8 protein-coding genes and 1 pseudogene are annotated in these 22,065 nt (G+C 52.2%); all 9 read right to left on the reverse strand.

From position 1 onward, the window contains the following. Positions 1-125: 125 nt before the first annotated feature. Positions 126-1,583, reverse strand: a complete 1,458-nt coding sequence (locus ABV298_RS17560) for an FG-GAP-like repeat-containing protein (protein ID WP_353717489.1) — start codon at positions 1,581-1,583, stop codon at positions 126-128. A 30-nt stretch (positions 1,584-1,613) separates the two neighbouring features. Then, positions 1,614-1,784 (reverse strand): annotated as a pseudogene (locus tag ABV298_RS17565) (integrin alpha); the annotation flags it as partial. Then, positions 1,747-4,233: an integrin alpha gene (locus tag ABV298_RS17570; protein WP_353717490.1), complete on the reverse strand. Its 2,487-nt coding sequence runs from the start codon at positions 4,231-4,233 to the stop codon at positions 1,747-1,749. The pseudogene ABV298_RS17565 and the gene ABV298_RS17570, both read right to left, overlap by 38 nt. Positions 4,234-4,404: 171 nt before the next feature. Further along, positions 4,405-8,487, reverse strand: coding sequence for an FG-GAP-like repeat-containing protein (locus ABV298_RS17575; RefSeq protein ID WP_353717491.1), 4,083 nt, complete (start codon positions 8,485-8,487; stop codon positions 4,405-4,407). Positions 8,488-8,686: 199 nt separating this feature from the next. After that, the gene (locus ABV298_RS17580; protein ID WP_353717492.1) at positions 8,687-12,715 is read right to left on the reverse strand and encodes an FG-GAP-like repeat-containing protein; all 4,029 of its coding nucleotides are present in this window, start codon (positions 12,713-12,715) and stop codon (positions 8,687-8,689) included. Positions 12,716-12,905: 190 nt separating this feature from the next. Then, the gene (locus tag ABV298_RS17585) at positions 12,906-13,838 is read right to left on the reverse strand and encodes a T9SS type A sorting domain-containing protein (RefSeq protein WP_353717493.1); all 933 of its coding nucleotides are present in this window, start codon (positions 13,836-13,838) and stop codon (positions 12,906-12,908) included. Beyond that, a complete protein-coding gene (locus tag ABV298_RS17590) occupies positions 13,789-16,977 on the reverse strand; it encodes an FG-GAP-like repeat-containing protein (protein ID WP_353717494.1) in 3,189 nt (1,062 codons plus the stop codon). The genes ABV298_RS17585 and ABV298_RS17590 overlap by 50 nt, the downstream gene beginning before the upstream one ends. 149 nt (positions 16,978-17,126) lie before the next feature. Beyond that, the gene (locus ABV298_RS17595; protein ID WP_353717495.1) at positions 17,127-21,152 is read right to left on the reverse strand and encodes an FG-GAP-like repeat-containing protein; all 4,026 of its coding nucleotides are present in this window, start codon (positions 21,150-21,152) and stop codon (positions 17,127-17,129) included. Between the two features lie 189 nt (positions 21,153-21,341). Continuing rightward, positions 21,342-22,019, reverse strand: a complete 678-nt coding sequence (locus tag ABV298_RS17600) for an SGNH/GDSL hydrolase family protein (RefSeq protein WP_353717496.1) — start codon at positions 22,017-22,019, stop codon at positions 21,342-21,344. Between the last annotated feature and the right edge of the window lie 46 nt (positions 22,020-22,065).

A 22,065-nucleotide genomic window follows, 5' to 3' on the forward strand; every position in this document is an offset into this window, starting at 1 on the left:
CAAGTTGATAATGAGTGGGTTATAAAATGAAAAGCGATGTCCGATCGGTTGGAGATAAATGAACCTTCGGAAATAAAAAATGCATCCCGGAATTTCCGGGATGCATTTGATACCTGATCGTGCTCTTATTTTCTGATAACTACCCGGCGGGAAGTTTGTGTACCATCCTTGCGGTCGATTTGCAGGATATAATCCCCGGTAGCCAGGTGTTTCACATCCAGCTCTGTCTGTGGCTTCACCGACTGCCAGGAAATCTGTCCGTTCATGGAAATTAACCGCACAGCCTTGATCTGGTCGGCGTTTGCCGATTTGATGAATAGCTTGTCAGAAACGGGGTTAGGATAGACGGTGACCTCATCGCCGTATTCAGGCCGAACGTTGAAGAGCTCAGTCTCCGTTACTTCCGAAAGTTCCGGCACAGCCGGGGCTGTGATTAGCAGCAAATATTCCGGTATTGTCCGCCAAGGGCCGTAAACCTGGCCGGTAAGTGCTGTCGAAAGTTCGTACTTGAGGCGAACACGGGTCCGTGTAACAGGTTGCGCCTGTTTACTGATCATTTCCCTCAAATCGACACCGTTAAGGTTCAAAGTATAAAATGCCGCTTGCTTGTCTGTGAAAGCGGTACTGTTGGTAATAGGGGTAGTACCAACTTTGCTGAATGATTTGCCGGGGGTAATTGTTTCCCAAACCAGGCGGCCATTGTTTCGTCCCAGGAAAGAAGCGCCATACAAGCCGACACCTGCGCCATTCTGGCTATTCTGCGTATATGTCATTGGACTTTGGAACCCGGTATTATAAAGCCGGATATTGTTTCGTCTGTTTTTCCCAGCCAAGCCATTGTTACCAAAGTACGCGTAGGTTGTGCCGCCATTGGTGATTCCACTCTGGTCATAGTTGGGAATTCCCACGACGATATCACCATAACCATCGCCATTGAGATCCCCTGCCCCGGAAACCGACGTTCCCATATAAGATTCGGCCTGTGCACCGGAAGCTGAAAAACTGGCTATGTTTTGAACACCCGCGTTTGACCCGTGGAATACCCATACGCCACCACCATTGGGCGCCTGGCCATCGAAATTCGGAGCCCCTACTACCACGTCGTCATAGCTGTCTCCATTCACATCAATTCCCCCACCGACAGTTTTCCCAAAAGAAGCATCAGCCTGATTTGCCTCCAAAAGCGTGTGGATAGCAGTTATCAATCCTGATGTTGATCCATAGTATATGCGGGCCGTGCCCTCGTGGCTTTGGCCGTTGCTGTACCCTGGCAAACCGACAATCACATCGTAAAAGCCGTCACCATTGACATCTCCCGCTCCTGCTACCGACGTCCCCATCGCGGCGTCGACATGGTCTGATTGGATTAAACTTTTGTACACGGTGTTGGTGGGAATACCCGCGCTTGAGCCATGCCACACGAATATGGCTCCCTCATTACTATGGTTGGCGGTAAATGCGCTTGCTCCGACAACAATGTCGTTATATCCATCGCCATTGACGTCGCCGGCATTATCGAGACTGTTTCCCAGATGCGCTCCTGCAACTCCGGAGGTCACATAACTGGTTGGATTGTCGCTCACATAATTGCTGGATCCTAGGTAAATAAACACAGCCCCGGCGCCGGCTGCACCAGGTGCACTGAAATTGGGCGCTCCAACCATTATATCGTCAAATCCGTCGCCATTAATGTCTCCTGCATCGGAAACAGCCGTTCCAAATCCCTGATTGGCTTTATAAAGTTCTTTACCAATTGTTCCCAGTCCCCCCCGAACCTCCGGGATAAAGAAAGGCGGCTCCCACGTTCGCTCCGTTTACCGCTCCGGCCGCTCCAACGATCACATCGTCATATCCATCACCGTTGACGTCGCCTCCCCCGGAAACGGATCCTCCGAACTTTGCCTGTGCGATATTGGATTCCATTTTAACCGCTGAATTGACGCCGGTAGCAGCATCCCCGTAAGATATGAAAATGGCGCCTTCGTTTACTTGTCCGCCGTCGTAATTAGGGGCACCCACTACGATGTCGTCGAGCCCATTGCCATCAATATCCCCGGCCGAGCTTACCGATGATCCTGCTAATGCACCGGAGGCCGTCGCGCTGGAGACAGATGCAGGAGTAGGCCCGACGCTGCTGGCGGATCCGTGATAGATATACACCTGCCCCTCGTCATTCTGCCCATGGTCATAGGTGTAGCATCCAATTATGATGTCGCTGTAACCGTCACCATTTACATCTCCGGCGCTCGCAACGGCACTTCCCAACCAGCCCTCAGCCTGGTTACTTTCAATGGTAGCGGCTGGTGCCGTAACCAGGCCGGTTTTCGAGCCGTAATGCACGAACACCATCCCTTCATTATTCTGGCCGTTTTCGTACCATTTCGCACCGATCAATATATCGCCATATCCGTCACCATTTACGTCTCCCGCGGCAGACACGCTTTCGCCGTAATGTGCTTCAAACAGATTACCTTCCAATGTGGTTGAAGGAGCTGTGCTGATTCCGTTTCCGGTTCCGTGGAAAATGTAGGCAACTCCCTCGTCTTGTTGCCCGTTATCGTACAGGTACGCTCCAACAATGACGTCGGAAAATCCGTCGCCATTAACGTCGCCGGCGGTTGAAACGGAGTGGCCAAAACGGGAATCGGAGGCATTCATTTGAAGCGTCGCTGGAGCCTGGGATGTGACAGGGGCAGAATTTACACTGCCATAGTACACGAACGCGGCGCCTTCAAGGGATTGCCCGTCCGTATAAAGCCTTGCACCCACGATTACATCACTGGCGCCGTCGCCATTGACGTCACCGGCGCCTGCCACCGAAAAGCCCATCATGGAGCCGGGTTGATTACGTTCCAGAATTTCGGTTTCACCAGGTTCGAAACCCGTATTACCTCCATGGTAGAGGAATGCCACGCCTTCATTCGCCTGATCTTTGTCGTACTGTGGTGCACCCACGAGGAAATCGCTGTAACCATCCGCATCGACATCGCCGGCCATTGCGACTGATGTACCAAATCCGGCATCAGCCTGATCCGGTTGAAGGATTATGAAATTGCCCGGATTGATACCGATCGGTGCTGTTTGAGCGTCGGGCTTTCCACCGAAGTAAAGAAATGCCGCTCCCTCGTTGTTTTGACCGTCTTCCCAGTACGGTGATCCCACAATTACATCGCTGTATCCGTCTTTATTTACATCGCCGGCACTGGCAACGGAGTAACCCATTTGCGCATATGCCTGGTTACGGTTAAGACGCTGACCGTTCAGGGACAACCCTGCAGCTGTGCCGGGAAATACATAGGCGACGCCAGCATCGACTCCATTCCAGTCATACATTGGCGCGCCAACGATGACATCGCTGTAACCGTCACCGTTCATGTCCCCGGCGCTGGATACTGAATATCCCAGCCAGGCATTGCTTTGGTCGAGCTCAACGGTTTTATCGGCCGTGTTAGGATTACCGTTGGCGAGGATAGGGTCAATCGTTACCGGATAAGCCGCGCCTTCGACATTCACATTAATCTCCACGCGGTCATTGACATACGCGAGCGTCGCTTCCAACGGCTTTTTGTTGGCATCCCAGCAATGCAGATCGCTGTATACGACGCAGTCTTCGAATTCACCATTCGTATTTCCACGGTAGAAGCGGATTTCGTTTTCGCCGCCATTTTTCGCTTTCAGACCTTCGGCAGAAAGTCTGACCTGTAAATTCCGGGTATTCTCAGGAGCATGTTTAACGATGAAATTCTGGCGGATGCCGTCTTCTGTATTGATGAATTCCTCGGTGAAACCTTCATGTTCGATCAATAGCCTGTTCTCGTTGTTGCTCGACTTTGCGCTGGCCTGCGCAGCAAGAATTTTCTTTCCGTCGGCAAAAATGCCCTGGTTGGTAAGATGCAGTCTGAAATTATGCCCTGCAGAATCTTCGCGGTTTTGGACGGTCAGCTTCCCGGGTTTGTAATAGGCCCTCAGGTTTTGCTTGCGGTTCGGACTTTGGAGCTTTTGAGTGACCTCGTCGTACGAAATGTGATACTCTTGTCTGGCGATCGCATCTTTAATACCGTCGATAGTTGCCGGGGATAACCCTGCAGTTTGCTCGCGATCGGTGGCAGGCCTTTGTTTTGCAGTGATCGGATCCAATAGGCGAGCGTCGCCGGGATTGGTAACGAAATAACCTGCGGCGCCCGCCGCCAGGGCCATCGCTGCGAGGAGCATGGACTTGTAAGTGTGTTTCATCTGAAATGAATGTTATTATTAAGAAACAGTGTAATGGCAAAGCCGCATCAAATTTTGCATTCGATGCATTCTGTTACCGAAACCGTTTAGCCTGGCGAACACTGCAGTGATTATATGGCAAAGCGGCCTTTCCGGATTCCGAAAAGACCGCTTGGATGCTCAGGCGGATGCCTATTTATCCACTATCACCTTGTGGGAGCTGTGAGAGCCATCCTTCCGCGAGACCTGCAGCAGATATACGCCCGTGTCGAGCCGGCTTACGTCCACACCCGCGGCGACATTTTGCGATTGGTACAGGAGCTTTCCATCGGGCGCGAAAAAACGGACAGAACGGATCTGGTCCGCATTTTCAGTTTTGATAAACAGCTTGTCCGAAACCGGGTTAGGGAAAGGAACGACAGCCGTTTTCGAGTTTTCCGTATTTGCTACCTTGCGAATGACCGTCTCTGCCGCAGTTTCCTCAGGCACCGGGGCGTTGTTGTAGCCGGCCAATTGCGATTGCAAATACCGCCATGGTCCGTACATCTGGCCGGTAATGGCCAGCACAGGCGAGTAACGCACGCGCGCGCGGACTCTGGTGGCTACGCCGGCTGCCTTGCTTACCGCTGCAATATTTTGCGTTCCCGTAGCAGCCAAAGTAATTAACCCCGATTGCCCGGTGCTTTGCGTACTCGTCGTAATAGGCTGTGTGCCTGATTTTGAAAAAGGAGTGCCATTCGAGACAGTTTCCCAAACGAGCCTTCCCTTGTTCTTACCGATAAACGATTTCGCAAACAGCCCCAAACCGAAATTGCTTTTGGCAAACTGGCTTTGGCTGATGGGAGAAACGAAGTTATCATTGTAAAGCCGGATGTTGTTTCGCAGGCCTTTGCCGTTGTTGCCGTAGAAAATGGACGCGTTACCTCCGTCAGTCACCAGGCCTACATTGGCGTGGGGAGCACCGATGATAATGTCACTATATCCATCACCATTTACGTCACCCGCACCGGAAACCGAGTAGCCGAGGTTAGCACCGTCATGATTGCCTTCTGTACTAAACGAAGCAGTAGGTTTGATACCGGTTGGAGAGCCATGATACAGAAATGCTTTTCCTTTGATGGTCGAAGCGTTGGCGCCGCCAAAATCACCAGCACCTAATATAATGTCACTATATCCGTCTCCATTGACATCGCCCGCTGTGTGGACGGTGAATCCGAGGCCTCCGCTTACAATGTTTTGTTCGAGGATAGTGGGGCTCACGTCACTGATACCGCTATTTGTGCCGTAATAAACAAATGCAATGCCTTCACCCTGTTCGTTTTTGTCGTAACGTGGAGCCCCGACGACAATGTCGCTATAACCATCGCCATTAATGTCACCAGCGCCGGAAACCGAAAGTCCAAATAGAGCATCATCTTGATCCCCTTGGATTATTTTTGGACTACTTCCAATGCCCTGCGCCGATCCATGAAAGATATACGCTGCTCCCTTACCACCATAATATGCGGCACCAGCAATGATATCACCATAACCATCGCCGTTCACGTCCCCTGCGGACGATACCGAGCCACCCAAGGACGCGAAGCCTATGTTCGATTCAATGATAGCCGGGTTTGAAGGTCCTGCTGCCGAGCCGTAGTAGATGAAAATTGCACCCTCGTAACTTTGGCCAGCTGTATAGTAGTCTTCGTCACCGATGATTATGTCGGCGTATCCGTCGCGATTAATATCTCCAGCACCGGAAACAGCACTACCAAAATCGGAATAAGCAAAGTTGTTTTCCAATAGAATACTGGTACCTGCATTTATACCAGTATTTGAGCCATAATAAACGAACGCAACTCCTTCGTCTGCCTCATTATTATCATATTCACTTGCCCCAACAATCACGTCACCGTAACCATCTCCATTGACGTCACCAGCGCCCGCTACCGAACCACCGAAATAGCTACCTCCTTGATTCTTGCTCAAAATAAGTTTATTGTTCGCATCAAGGCCGTTCGATGCTCCGTAGTATACAATGGCAATTCCTCCTGCCACTCCATTGTAATCATACTCCGGAGAACCTACGATCACATCATCAAAGCCGTCTCCATTCACATCTCCTGCACTGGCGACGGAATAGCCCATCTTTGAACCGCCATCAGTCCCGACCATATTATACGCCCCATTTGTCCCAATCCCTTCCGCGCCGCCATGATACACAAACACGTGGCCTTCATCTTTCTGGCCATTGTCAAAAGTGTAGCAGCCGATAAGAATATCGCTGTAACCGTCACCGTTCACATCCCCCGCACTGGCGACGGCTGTGCCAAACCAGCCGTCGGCCTGGTTGCTTTCCAGGGTGGAGACCGGGCTTCCGACAATGCCGTCTTTGGATCCGTGGTAAACGAATACAGAGCCTTCATTGAATTGGCCGTTATCATAGTATTGCGCACCAATAAGTATATCGGAATAGCCGTCGCCATTGACGTCACCTGCGCAGGCGATGGAAGAACCCATGCGGTCGTCGGCATGGCCGCCTTCAAAGACCCTGGCAGGCTGCGGGTTGATGCCGGTAGAGGAACCCAGGTGCAGCGAAACTTTTCCCTGATCTTTTAAGTTCGGCCCATCATAAACATAGGCTGCGATAAGTACGTCGCTATATCCATCCCCGTTCACATCGCCGGCCGAGCTCACTTTGTTGCCTAAACCGGCGTCGTATTGGTTACCTTCTATGATGGTCGGGTTTCCCTGCAAACCGCCATTGCCGCCACGATAAATGAAAGCGGCCCCTTCTCCGTCCTGACCCTGACCGTTGGTGTACCACCGGGCACCTATGATGATGTCGCTGAAACCGTCGGCATCGACGTCGCCTGCCGGGCCTAGCGAATAACCGAATTGAGCATTGGCTTGATTTATTTCGAGAGTAGTAAAGTTGGCGAAGAGGTTGCCGTTTGCACTTCCGTAGCTTAATGTCACGGTTCCCTCTTTGCTTTGCCCATTAGAATCTTGACTGGCACCTATCAACACGTCGCTGAATCCGTCGCCGTTGACATCACCTGCCGTTGCCACCGATACACCTACCAAGGCTCCGAGTGTTCCATTAAGATACGTGTGACCAATGATTGTAGAAGTGAAAAATGTTGCAGAACCTAGATAAAGTACTGCGGCTCCTGCATTATTGGTCTCATCATCGTCATAAAATGGAATTCCCGCGAGCACATCACTGAAACCGTCTCCGTTGAAATCCCCCGCACTAGCCACAGAATATCCCATTTGAGCATCGGCCTGATTAACTTCAAGGGTAACAGCCGTCAGGGTCAAACCGGACGCACCACCCTTGTACACAAACGCTGCCCCTTCGTTATCCTGCCCCTTGTCATACTGTGGTGCACCCACGATCACATCGCTATAGCCGTCGCCATTCACATCCCCCGCGCTCGATACCGAGAAACCCAGCCACATGTAGCTCTGGTTGATCTCGAGTACCTTATTCGCATTTTGCGGCGTACCATTGGCAATAATGGGGTCGATTGTAACGGGGTAGACAGCATTTGCTACATCGACGCTGATCTGAATGCGGTTATCCACATAAGCCAGCGTCGCATTCAGCGGCTTTTTGTCGGCGTCCCAGCATTTGAGGTCGCTGTAAACGAGCTCATTGCGGGTTTTGCCGTCGGAAGTCTGGGAATAGAAGCGCAGTTCATTGCCGGAGCCTTGTTCGACTTTGAGGCCTTTGGCGGTCATTTTTACCTGCAACTGGCGGGTGCCTTCCGGGGCGGTTTGGACGATGAAATTCTGGCGGACGCCGTCTTCATTGTTGATGAACTCCTCGGTGAATGCGCTGTGGCTGATCTGCACCTTGTTTTCGTGGTGCCCGGCTTTGGCGGTAATTTCGGGCGCATAGAGCAGCTTTCCGTCGGCGAATATGCCTTCATTTAGCAATTCCAACCTGAAACCATCGCCGGTGGTGTCGACGCGTGTCTGAACCGTGAGCTTACCCGGCTCGTAGTAGGCGCGGATGTTGTTGCTGCGGTTGGGGCTTTGCAGCTTCTTTTTTTGTTCATCGTAGGAAATGTGGTACTCCTGCTTTTCCAGCGATTTGCGGATATCTGACAGGGTTGTTCCGGGCAGGGCCGCTTGCGGCATTCCCACGGAGAGTGCGGAAGCCGGCCGTGTTTTAAGAGGGTTTCGTGGTAGGGACCGGCTGATGCGGTCGAAGAGGTAAAAAATGGCGGCGAAAGCTGCCAAAACCATTCCGACGTACAGAATGGGCATGTAACGATTTTTCATAGTGAAAAAATCTTTAAGTGAAACAATCGGTTACAAGAAGGGCGTACGTGAAATGCTTGCGCAAATTTTACCGATACTCTATATCTGATTTCAAACTGTTTAGCCGCCGGACGATATCGAATGATTCGTCGGTATCGGATGTCCGGATTGTTTAAAGAAAACGCCTCCCCACGGCACTGGAGGAGGCGTCGGGAAGGGGCTATCGCCGGATAAGTATCCTGTGCGAGGCAGTTGTGCCGTTGGCCCGGTTGAGCATGAGGATATAGATGCCACCGGGTAATTTGCTTACGTCAATGTCGTGTTCGTAGCGCTGCGACTGGAATACCGGTGTTCCGCTGGTGTTGTACAGCCGGACTGTGCGGATATCGGAAGGATCTGTGACCTGAATGGACAGCCTGTCCGAAGCCGGGTTGGGGAATAGTGAAACTGAAGTCTCGGTTTCCGGCCGGGCCTTTCTTCTGATCGTCTCGGCCATGGCTTCTTGCGGCACCGGGGCGTTGTTGTAGCCTGCCAATTGCGATTGCAAATACCGCCACGGTCCGTACATCTGGCCGGTAATGGCCAGCACAGGCGAGTAACGCACGCGCGCCCGGACCCTGGTGGCTACGCCGGCTGCCTTGCTTACCGCTGCAATATTTTGCGTTCCCGTAGCAGCCAAAGTAATTAACCCCGATTGCCCGGTGCTTTGCGTACTCGTCGTAATAGGCTGTGTGCCTGATTTTGAAAAAGGAGTGCCATTCGAGACAGTTTCCCAAACGAGCCTTCCCTTGTTTTTACCGATAAACGATTTCGCAAACAGTCCCAAACCGAAATTGGTTTTGGCAAACTGGCTTTGGCTGATGGGTGAGAGTAAATCGTCGTTGAAGAGGCGGACGTTGTTTCGCAGGCCTTTGCCGTTGTTGCCGTAGCACACAACTGCGGCGCCAACGCCAAATGCATATGGACCACCTGCGATGATGTCACTATACCCGTCACCGTTCACATCGCCGGCGCCCGCGACATCAAAACCAATATATGCATTGTCAATATTACCATTTTCAAGTTGAAAGGCAGGTGAAGTCTTTAAACCCGTCGGCGATCCGTGAAAAACGTAAGCCGCCCCCTCAGCCAGCTCTCCTTCGCTGAAATAGGGGGCTCCAATAATAATATCGCTGTATCCGTCCCCGTTCACATCGCCGGCACCACTAACTGCCTCACCGAAGTGGTCATAATCCTTGTTCATTTCCAGCAACAGTGGGCTGGTATTGGAAATCCCTGTTGACGAGCCGTAGTAAGCTAACACGACGCCCTCATATTCTTGGCCGTTATTATAGTTGGGCGCGCCGACGATGATATCCGAATAACCATCCCCATTAACATCTCCTGCCCCGGCCACCGATCTGCCCATTATAGCGCCTTGCTGATCGCAAAGCAAAGTGGCGGCAGGGTTGACTACTATTCCACTATTTGACCCATGATAAACGAAAGCGGCACCGGCATCTTCCTGGCCGTACCAGTCGTCGCCTACAATAACGTCACCGTAGCCATCTCCGTTGACATCTCCGGCAGCAGCCACGCTCTTTCCGAAATTTGAGCCATTCTGGCCAGATTGAAGAACTTTTGGGTTCCCTGTGATCCCGGCAGCAGACCCCTGGTATACGTATGCAGCATTCGGGGAACCCGGGGCGCCGACGACAATGTCCGCGTATCCATCCCTGTTGATATCCCCCGCCCCCGCGACTGCATGGCCGAAATAGCTATTTGCTATACCTCTCTCAAAATGAATCACTTCTTGCGGGCCTAACCCACCTGATGACCCATGGTAGATATAAATGGCGCCCTCATCGTCCTGACCGTTGGAGTAGTATTTCGCGCCGACAACCACATCGCCATAACCGTCACCGTTCACATCGCCGGCACCGGCTACCGAACAGCCAAAGTAGCTGTCAGCCAGGTTCTTGCTTAGCACCAGTTGATTGCTTGATTCAATACCATTCAAAGAACCGTAGTATAGTACAGCTATACCTCCTACGGTTCCATTAACGTCAAATGTCGGAGCGCCTACAATGATATCATCGTAGCCGTCGCTGTTCACATCTCCAGCGCTTGCTACGGAGGAACCCAACGCGCCGGCAGCACTTGCCGTAAGCGTCACCGTCTCATTTGTCCCAATCCCTTCCGGCCCGCCATGGTAAACAAACACATGGCCTTCGTCTTTCTGGCCATTGTCAAAAGTGTAGCAGCCGATAAGAATATCGCTGTAACCGTCACCGTTCACATCCCCCGCACTGGCGACGGCTGTGCCAAACCAGCCGTCGGCCTGGTTGCTTTCCAGGGTGGAGACCGGGCTTCCGACAATGCCGTCTTTGGATCCGTGGTAAACGAATACAGAGCCTTCATTGAATTGGCCGTTATCATAGTATTGCGCACCAATAAGTATATCGGAATAGCCGTCGCCATTGACGTCACCTGCGCAGGCGATGGAAGAACCCATGCGGTCATTGACATGGCCGCCTTCAAAGACCCTGGCGGGTTGCGGGTTGATGCCGGTAGAGGAACCCAGGTGCAGGGAAACTTTTCCCTGGTCCTTCAAGTTCGGCCCATCATATACATAGGCTGCGATAAGTACGTCGCTATATCCGTCCCCGTTCACATCGCCCGCCGAGCTCACGTTGTTTCCTAAACCGGCGTCGTATTGGTTACCTTCTATGATTAGCGGGTTGGAGAGTAATCCATTGGCACTTCCGCGGTAAATGAATGCGGCTCCTTCCGCATCCTGTCCCTGCCCATTGGTATAATAGCGGGCGCCAACGATGATATCGCTGTATCCGTCAGCATCCACGTCGCCGGCAGGAGCGACGGAGTAGCCGAACCTAGCGTCGGCAAAGCCAGGATGAAGAGTTACTATGCCTTTTATGTTGGTACCAGCTCCCTGGATAACGAGCACAATTCCGCGGTGATAATCTGCCTGGTGCGCTCCAATGATAATGTCGCTGTATCCATCGGCATCGATATCACCGGCTGTGGCTAGCGCGACGCCAAAGAGATCCTCCGCGTTATGAGTGGCGAAGCTCATCGGAACGGAGTTATCGGGGATACCCTGTGCTGAGCCAAAATAGAGATTAGCCATACCTTCATTCTGAAAATTATTGTCATAATAGGGTATCCCAACCAGCACATCACTGTATCCATCCCCATTGAAATCTCCTGCGCTGGCGACCGAGTAGCCCATTTGAGCATTGGCCTGGTTGCATTCCAGAGTGTAGGCGGTAAGTGTGAGTCCCGAGGGACCGCCTATGTACACAAACGCCGCTCCTTCATTGTCCTGCCCCTTGTCATACTGCGGAGCACCCACGATCACATCGCTGTAACCATCCCCATTCACATCCCCCGCGCTAGCCACTGAAAAGCCCAGCCACATGTAGCTCTGGTTGATCTCGAGTACCTTGTTCGCATTCTGCGGCGTACCATTGGCAATAATGGGGTCGATTGTAACGGGGTAAACAGCATTTGCTACATCGACGCTGATCTGAATGCGGTTATTCACATAAGCGAGCGTCGCATTCAGCGGCTTTTTGTCGGCGTCCCAGCATTTGAGGTCGCTGTAAACGAGCTCGTTGCAAGTTTTGCCGTCGGAAGTCTGGGAATAGAAGCGCAGTTCATTGCCGGAGCCTTGTTCGACTTTGAGGCCTTTGGCGGTCATTTTTACCTGCAACTGGCGGGTGCCTTCCGGGGCGGTTTGGACGATGAAATTCTGGCGGACGCCATCTTCGTTGTTAATAAATTCCTCGGTGAATGCGCTGTGGCTGATTTGCACTTTGTTTTCATGGTGATCAGCTTTTGCAGTGATTTCGGGTGCATAGAGCAGCTTGCCGTCGGCGAATACGCCTTCATTCACGAGTTCCATCTTGAAGCCGTCGCCGGTTGTGTCGACGCGTGTCTGGACCGTGAGCTTACCCGGCTCGTAGTAAGCGCGGATGTTGTTGCGGCGGTTGGGGCTTTGCAGCTTCTTTTTTTGTTCATCGTAGGAAATGTGGTACTCCTGCTTTTCCAGCGATTTGCGGATATCTGACAGGGTTGTTCCGGGCAGGGCCGCTTCCGGCATTCCCGCGGAGAGTGCGGAAGCCGGCCGTGTTTTAAGAGGGTTTCGTGGTAGGGACCGGCTGATGCGGTCGAAAAGGTAAAAAATGGCGGCGAAAGCTGCCAAAACCATTCCGACGTACAGAATGGGCATGTAACGATTTTTCATAATGAAAGAAATCCTTTAAGTGAAACAATCGGTTACAAGAAGGGTGTACGTGAGATGCTTGCGCAAATTTTACCGATACTCTATATCTGATTTCAAACTGTTTAGCCGCCGGATTGGCGGCAATGATTAGCCGGTAGCTTGTAAAGCCAAACGCCTCCCCATGGCATTGGGGAGGCGTCGGGGAAGGGGGCTATCGCCGGATGAATATCCTATGCGAGGTAGTTGTGCCGTTGGCCCGGTTGAGCATGAGGATATAGATGCCACCGGGTAATTTGCTTACGTCAACGTCGTGTTCGTAGCGCTGCGACTGGAATACCGGTGTTCCGCTGGTGTTGTACAGCCGGACTGTGCGGATATCGGAAGGATCTGTGACCTGAATGAACAGCCTGTCCGAAGCCGGGTTGGGGAATAGGGAAACGGAAGTCCCGATTTCCGGCCCGGCCTTTCTTCTGATCGTCTCGGCCATGGCCTCTTGTGGCACCGGCGCATTGTTGTAGCCTGCCAATTGCGATTGCAAATACCGCCATGGTCCGTACATCTGGCCGGTAATGGCCAGCACAGGCGAGTAACGCACGCGCGCGCGGACTCTGGTGGCTACGCCGGCTGCCTTGCTTACCGCTGCAATATTTTGCGTTCCCGTAGCAGCCAAAGTAATTAACCCCGATTGCCCGGTGCTTTGCGTACTCGTCGTAATAGGCTGTGTGCCTGATTTTGAAAAAGGAGTGCCATTCGAGACAGTCTCCCAAACGAGCCTTCCCTTGTTTTTACCGATAAACGATTTCGCAAACAGTCCCAAACCGAAATTGGTTTTGGCAAACTGGCTTTGGCTGATGGGCGAGAGAAGGTTATCATTGTAGAGTCGTATATTGTTTCGGCAGCCTTTGCCATTGTTGCCATAGTACACGAACACAGCTCCTGCGTCTACTGCCTGCCCGTTATTATAGGCTGGTGCTCCAACAAGCACATCGCTATATCCGTCCCCATTAATGTCTCCGGCACCTGCAACAGTTTTGCCCACAAAGTTGCTGGCTATGTCCCCTTCTTTGCTGAACGAGCTCGCCGTCTTCACCCCGTTAGGCGAGCCGTGGAATACATACGCATTTCCCTCGTTTGCTTCCCCCATTAACGTAATTGGGCGCTCCTACGATTACATCGCTGTACCCGTCGCCATTTACGTCCCCGGCGCTGCTGACCGACCATCCGAAATAAGCACCGGCTACGTTCGTTTCCAAACGGGTCGGGGCGGGCGCCACGTCGCTTATGCCTCCCATTGTTCCGTAATAAACGAATGCGGCACCTTCGTTCGATTCATTGTTGTCATAGTAGCGCGACCCAACGGTTACATCACTGTAACCATCGCCGTTGGCGTCACCCGCGGAAGCCACTGAAAATCCGAAGTTGGCATCGATCTGGTTACTTTCCAGGATTTTGGCTGGGTTAGTATTAAATGCGCCGGAAGATCCATGATAAACGTATGCGGCTCCCTCTCCCTGCTGGCCGTAGTTGGTTGTCCAGGCCCCGGCGATGATATCCGAATAACCATCCCCGTTGACATCTCCGGCCGATGAGACGACTTCTCCAAAATGGGAATTGATTTGGGGGCCTGGAATGTTAACCGGACTTCCAATTGCCTGTGAAGAGCCATAATAAAGAAAGACATTTCCTGTATTTGCATACGTAGGAGCTCCGGCAATGAAGTCCGCATAACCGTCACGATTGACGTCACCTGCTCCGGCGACTACAAAACCCAAATGTGCACCGGCCTTGTTCACCTGCAGCCCTGTTTGACCGGCATTGGGATCTACGCCTGAACTGGACCCGTAATAGACAAATACGGCCCCCTCCTCACTTTCTCCAAAGGTGTAGTTTTTTGCGCCTACGATCACGTCGTCGAAGCCATCTCCATTAATGTCTCCCGGCCCTGCTACGGAGCCTCCGAAGTATGCATTTGCCTGACTTTTTTTCAATAGATGGTATGTATTGATAGCCAGTCCGTCGATGGAGCCATAATAGACGAACGCAGCTCCTTCCAATGCTTTTCCATCATCAAAAAACGGTGCGCCAATAACAATATCACCGTAACCATCTGCATTGACGTCCCCCGCGCTGGCAACGGAAAGGCCCATTTGGGCCCCGGTTTTGCCGTTCGTGAGCGTCTGCGAGTCATCGGTTCCAATCCCTTCCGCACCGCCGTGATAAACAAACACATGTCCTTCATCTTTCTGGCCGTTGTCAAAAGTGTAGCAGCCGATAAGAATATCGCTGTACCCGTCTCCGTTTACATCGCCGGCGCTGGCGACAGCGGTGCCGAACCAGCCGTCGCCCTGGTTGCTTTCCAGTGTGGAAGCGGGAGTGGTGCCGGCAGGTATGCCGTTTTTTGAACCATGATATATAAACACACCGCCTTCATTGAACTGGCCATTGTCCCAGTGCTGGGCACCGATCAGGATGTCCGAGTAGCCATCCCCATTCACATCACCCGCGCAGGCAATGGAGGAGCCCATACGTTCGTCATTTGACATGCCCACAAAGTGTCTTGCTGGCTGCGTGTTAATGCCTGTTGCGGATCCAAGATGCAAAGTCACTCTTCCCAGATCATTTCCAGAGTCATCATCATATAAATAGGCACTAATAAGCACATCACTATACCCATCCCCATTCACATCACCGGCCGAACTCACTTTGTTGCCCATCGCGGCATTGTATTGGTTTCCTTCTATGATTGTTGGATTATTGGTAACCAATCCACTATTACTTCCTCTGTAGATGAAAACCGCACCTTCGCCTTCCTGGCCCTGCCCGTTGGTATACCAGCGTGCGCCTACAATGATATCGCTATATCCGTCGGCGTCGATGTCACCTGCACCAGCGACAGAGTAGCCGAACTTGGCGTTGGCCTGGTTGATTTGGAGTTGTTGTTTTTCCTTCTGTACGTTTTGTGCTCCGTACCAAACCATCGCAGCACCTTCATCGTTTTCCCCATCATCGAATTGGTGTACTCCTATGATAATGTCACTATATCCATCCGCATTGATATCACCTGCTGTGGCAACAGATATTCCATAGTTGTCGCCTGGATTAGATGTGAGAAAGTCTTTCGGCGAAGAAGTTGCAATGATGTTTTGGGCTGATCCGTAGTAAAGTCTTGCCATCCCAGCATCCTTGTAGGTACTATTGCTAGCGTCGTAAAATGGTATTCCTACAAGGACGTCACTTAGTCCGTCCCCATTAAAGTCGCCCGCACTGGCCACGGAATAACCCATTTGAGCATTGGCCTGGTTGCATTCCAGGGTAACGGCTGTCAAAGTCAGGCCAGAGGCATGTCCCAAGTACACAAATGCTGCCCCTTCGTTATCCTGCCCCTTGTCATACTGCGGCGCACCTACGATCACATCGCTGTATCCATCCCCGTTGACATCCCCTGCGCTAGCCACGGAGAAACCGAGCCACATGTAGCTCTGGTTGATCTCGAGTACCTTGTTCGCATTCTGCGGCGTACCATTAGCAATAATGGGGTCGATTGTAACGGGGTAAACAGCATTTGCTACATCGACGCTGATCTGAATGCGGTTATCCACATAAGCCAGCGTCGCATTCAGCGGCTTTTTGTCGGCGTCCCAGCATTTGAGGTCGCTGTAAACGAGCTCATTGCGGGTTTTGCCGTCGGAAGTCTGGGAATAGAAGTGCAGTTCATTGCCGGAGCCTTGTTCGACTTTGAGGCCTTTGGCGGTCATTTTTACCTGCAACTGGCGGGTGCCTTCCGGGGCGGTTTGGACGATGAAATTCTGGCGGACGCCGTCTTCATTGTTGATAAATTCCTCGGTGAATGCGCTGTGGCTGATTTGCACTTTGTTTTCATGGTGATCAGCTTTTGCAGTGATTTCGGGTGCATAGAGCAGCTTGCCGTCGGCGAATACGCCTTCATTCACGAGTTCCATCTCGAAGCCGTCGCCGGTTGTGTCGACGCGTGTCTCAACCGTGAGCTTACCCGGCTCGTAGTAAGCGCGGATGTTGTTGCGGCGGTTGGGGCTTTGCAGTTTCTTTTTTTGTTCATCGAACGAAATGTGGTATTCCTGTTTTGCCAGTGAACTGCGGATATTCGCCAGCGTCGCTTCGGAAACGCCTGTCGGCAATGCGCCGGTGCTTTTTGTAACCGGTTTGGAAGGGACCGGGTCTGTTCGGTGTTTGTACCACAACCCGGCTCCAAGGAGAGTCGTTCCGGCCAGGGCAACAGCCATGGCCCGTTGATAAATCTTTGTCATACTCGTGTACTTGAAAGTTTTGGATTTACGGTGATATTCCCGCACCCAAATTTTGTGGGTGCGGGAGTTAAAAAAGCTAAGCGATTATTCTCAGGTGAAAACCGCTTAGCCGGTGGCTTGCCGACCTCCGGAAAGTGGCCGCAGGATAATTAATACAGCACAAGGGGATGGCGGCTTTCGGGGGCGTCAGCGTAGCGGATGCGGAGAATATACCGGCCGGGAGGGATTCCCCTGATGTCAAGTTTTTCGGGACTGTTCTTCCATTTTCGGATTACCGAACCGTCGGTGGTGATCAAAGCCGATTCGGTGACGGACAGATTCTTTTCGGTACGGACGTGTAACTCCGAAGCCGCCGGATTGGGGTATACGCAGATTGGCAGGATGGGTTTTTCTTCGGGTCCGTTCCCAGGGTTTAATGGTGTTGGCGCACTGGTTGATCCGGCCGATGGTCCGGCAAGATATCGCCATGGGCCGTAAATTTGTCCCGTCAATGCAAGGGCTGGATTGTACCGGATTCTGATTCGCAGGTTTGTCCCGGGGCCTGGCTTGCCGATGGTGTTTTTCAGCTCGGCGCCTGTCAAGATGTAATACCCTTTTTGAGATCCGGTATACGATGTACTATTGGCAAGCCAGCCGTTCGGGCCCGCCGAGAAGCCGTTACCATTCGAAACCGCTTCCCACACCAACCTTCCTTTGTTTACGCCCAAAAATGATTTAGCGTACAATCCGATCCCGAAGTTACTTTTGTTGTGCTGCTGATAGTTGAGCAATGTGATCAGGTCGGAATTGTAAAGGCGGATGGCATTTCGCGTACCCCGACTGTTGTTTCCATAGTAAATAAATGCAGCATCCGCGTCCGTCTGGTCGGAGCTGAAATTCGGTGAGCCGGCAATGATGTCACTGAAGCCATCAGCATTGACGTCACCGGCGGCGGCCACCGACCAGCCAAAGAAATCGTAAATATCGTTGCCATTGCCCTTTATTCGTTGCGGGCTGGGATTAATTCCTGTGGGCGACCCGTAGTAAATCAGAAGCAGGCCGGTCAGTATCGAGGTGTTTTCATCGATGAACCACGGCTCGCCGACGACCACATCGCCGTACCCATCGCCATTCAGGTCGCCAGCGCCCGCGACGGACTCGCCCATGGCTGCGGCCATACCTGTTTCGTGCGTGTACAGGTGCGTAACGTTCCCGGGCGTTATGCCGTCGGGGGAGCCATAGTAGATGTGCGCAGCGCCATCGCCATTGTCATACGCATGTGCCCCGACGATCAGGTCATTGAAACCATCGCCATTTACGTCTCCCGCTCCCGACACATCCCAGCCGAAATGCGCCTGCTCCTCCGTGGCTTTGATACAATCGATCGTAAGCGAATCCAGTGAACTGGCTTTTGCATAACCAATGAATATTGCCCCGGCATCGTAATCGCCAACACTGTATGCGCCTGCAACGATGTCGTCACTGCCGTCGCCATTCAGATCGCCGACGGATGATACCGCATTGCCGAGCCGCGCATCTTCCTGGTCGCTTTCGATGATCCGTAATCCTGCGGGATTGGGTCCGGTGAGTGAACCAGGGAATACATAAAGCGCGCCTTCTTCCGACTGGCCGTTGGAGTAGTTCATCGCACCTATTATTATTTCGGAAAATCCGTCGTCATTGAGGTCGCCGGCGTGCGCTACTGCGCATCCAAGCCAGGCACCGGTTTTGTTGCTTTCCAGTTTGATGGCAATGGCGCTGAGGCCGGAGGGGGAGCCCATGTATACAAATGCCGCCCCTTCCTCATCTTCGCCATCGTCGTAATGCATGGCACCTATAATTATATCGCCAAAGCCATCACCATTGATATCGCCGGCGGCGGAAACGGATGTGCCAAAACCGGCATCGGCCTGATCGGCTTCAAGCATATTGGACGCTGTTTTGCTGATTCCATCCGGTGTTCCCGGAAACAGAAATGCAACTCCCTCGTCCTGTTGCCCGTTGTCGAAACGCGGCGCACCGACGATCACATCACCGTAACCGTCGCCATTTACGTCGCCCGCCCCCGATACCGCATAACCGAATGCAGATTCCGGCTGATTGGAATGCAATGCGGTTGCCGTGGCAGCGTCCGGGCCGGATGCGCCACCGTGCCATACCACGACAGCGCCTTCGTTATTTTGTCCGAGATCGTAGAGATGGGCGCCGACGACAATGTCGCTGAAACCATCACCGTCTATATCGCCTGCGCTGGCGAGCGACTGGCCCAGATAAGCATCGGCCTGGCCACTTTTGAAAACAGATAAAGGTTTTTTATTAATACCGGCCTGAATCCCTGAAAAAAGGATAACCACCCCTTCATTGAGCAGGTTTTTGCCCTGCATCCGGCTCGCGATCAGGATATCGGCATAGCCGTCCCCTTCCACATCTCCCGCACAGGCGACCGCCCGGCCAAATTCTTCTTCCAGTTGCTGTCCCGCGAGTGCGATCGACGTGCCGGTATCGATTCCGGCCGCGGAGCCGAGGTGGATTTTAACCAACCCCTGGTCCGAATAGACCTTATCGTAATGCGGCGCGCCGAGGATGATATCGGAAAAGGAGTCGCCATTGATGTCACCGGCGGATGCCAGCGAAATGCCCAGGTGAGCATCGGCCTGATTGCTTTGTAAAATGGTTGGAACTAACGAAATGCCTTTTACACTGCCCAGATAAACAAACGCAGCGCCTTCATTGGCCTCCCCCAGATCATAAAACGGTGCGCCTACAAGCACATCCGAGAAACCATCGGCATTCACATCCCCCGCACCTGCTACCGAGCTGCCCATTCCGGAGATCGATTGGTTCATTTCGAGAATGGTTGCTTTATCAGGATCGATACCCGCTTTTGAGCCATAAAAAACAAATGCCGCTCCTTCATTCAACTGCCCCTGATCGAACTCGTTAGCCCCTGCAATTAAATCACTGCAACCATCGGCATTAATATCACCGGCCATTGCGACGGATATTCCGAACTGCGCTCCGAACTGGTTCCCTTCCAGCACGACGGCCGGATTTGGCTTAATTCCTTTGGGCGACCCCAGGTGAACGAACACCGCTCCCTCGTTGGTTTGCCCGTTATCATAAAATGGCGCACCGACAGCAATATCGCCGAATCCGTCCGCGTTTACATCTCCTGCACTTGCAACCGAATAACCCATTTCGGCATGTGCCTGGTTACTTTCCAAAAGCGTCGGCATCGGATCGAGGCCATTCGCGGAACCATAGTAGAGAAACGCCGCCCCTTCGCTGTCTTCGCCATTATCGTAATGCGGCGCTCCCGCCAGCACATCGCTGTATCCATCTGCATTCACATCGCCAGCCGAAGCAACCGAAAAGCCCAGCCAGGCGTCGGCCTGATCCGATTCCAGCAGCGCGTTGGCATTGGCGGGATTACCATTTACCACAATAGGGTCGATAGTTACCGGGTAGGCTGCGTTGCGTACGTCGACGGTGATCTGGATTTGCTGCCCTTTGCCGGTCAGATGCGCGGCAAGTAGCTGGTTATGGGCATCCCAGCATTTGAGATCGCGGTAAACGAGCCGGGGATTGGCTTTGTCGTTTCGGGTAAAAAAACGCAGTTCGTTTTCGGTACCATTCTGAATGTGCAGGCCTTCGGCGGCAAGTTTTACCTTTAATTCCTTTGTACCCGCGGGCGCCTCGCGAACGATGAAATTCTGCCTTACGCCGTCTTCGTTGTTGATAAATTCTTCCTCGAATTTTGCATGACGGATCAGCAGTCTGTTTTCCATAATTTCAGGTCTGGCGGAAGGATCGGGCTGGTCGATCAGCCGGCCGTCGGCCAATACGCCTTCATTTCTTAATGTAAGGAAAAAATCATAACCCGGGGAATCGACGCGGTTCTGAACGGTAAAGTTTCCGGGCTGGTAATATGCGCGGAGATTATGCTTCCGATTGGGGCTCTGGAGAATATGCCGGGTGCGGTCGTAGGAAATGTGATATTCGCGCAAAGCGATGGTTTCCCCAAGGCGGGGTGGAATAGGCGTATTCGCATATTTGGGAGATTGCCGAGGGCCTGCATTATGCATGCCCGCGGCCGACGAAGTTAAATGGTTTGGGAAAAAACGGGTGTAACAAGTGTAAACAAGCAGGAGAATGACTGACGCCACAATGAATAATGGCAGGAGGTGTTGTTTCATAGGACAAAATTTAGGATAAGGTGAAGTGTAAAACCAGGTTGGTCGACCCGGTTTTCAATTTTGTACTTATCCCAAACTCTTTCCGAAAGCAATGATCAGGTGACGCTAGTGGTTATCAAGCGGTTAAATAGGGATAAAAAAAGTCCCGGAAACCGAGTTTCCGGGACTTTCTCCATTTGCAATAAAAACTTACTTCTGCACCAATGCTTCCAGCATTTTCTCGGCCAGAAACTGGTTGCCAGCCTCGGTCAGATGCACCCGATCGGTGGTGAGAATGCCTTTTTCCTTGTTTTCCGGGTTGTTTTTTGCCAGGTAATCGAGGAAATGCTTGCGCAGGTCGAGCAGTTGCAGATTGTTGCGCGTTGCGATTTCGCGGATCAGTTTGGAATATTGGTTCAAATCGCCGTCCTGCTGGTTGGAATTATCATTGCGCTCGCCGATCACGGTAGGTGTGCACACGATCACACGGATATTTTGCGCTTTCATTTTCTTAATCAAAGCTTCGTAGAATTTAACATATTTGTCGGGATCGGTGCCTGTTCCGGATGATGCCTTATGCCAGACATCGTTGATACCCACATAAATGAATACCACGTCGGGCTTTTTGGCCAGGACATCGTCTTCCAGCCTTAAATAGAGGTCATATACCTTGTTGCCGCCGATTCCGGCGCCGATCAGTTCATATTGGCCGTCCTGCCCCTTTGCTTTCAGCATTTCGCCCATTTTGGTAATGTAGCCCGTGGGGCTCACTCCCGCCTGGGTGATGGAATCGCCGAAGAATACAACGCGTAACGGCTTGTCCTGGCGCATGGCCAGCAATGGAAGCGCCAGAAATGCGATCTGAAATAGTTTGAAAAATACCCGCATGTTTGAGTGTTAAGAATGATTTTTGGGAAAAAGACAGATTTTCGTT

This window comes from Dyadobacter sp. 676 (genome assembly GCF_040448675.1).
Taxonomy (GTDB): domain Bacteria; phylum Bacteroidota; class Bacteroidia; order Cytophagales; family Spirosomataceae; genus Dyadobacter.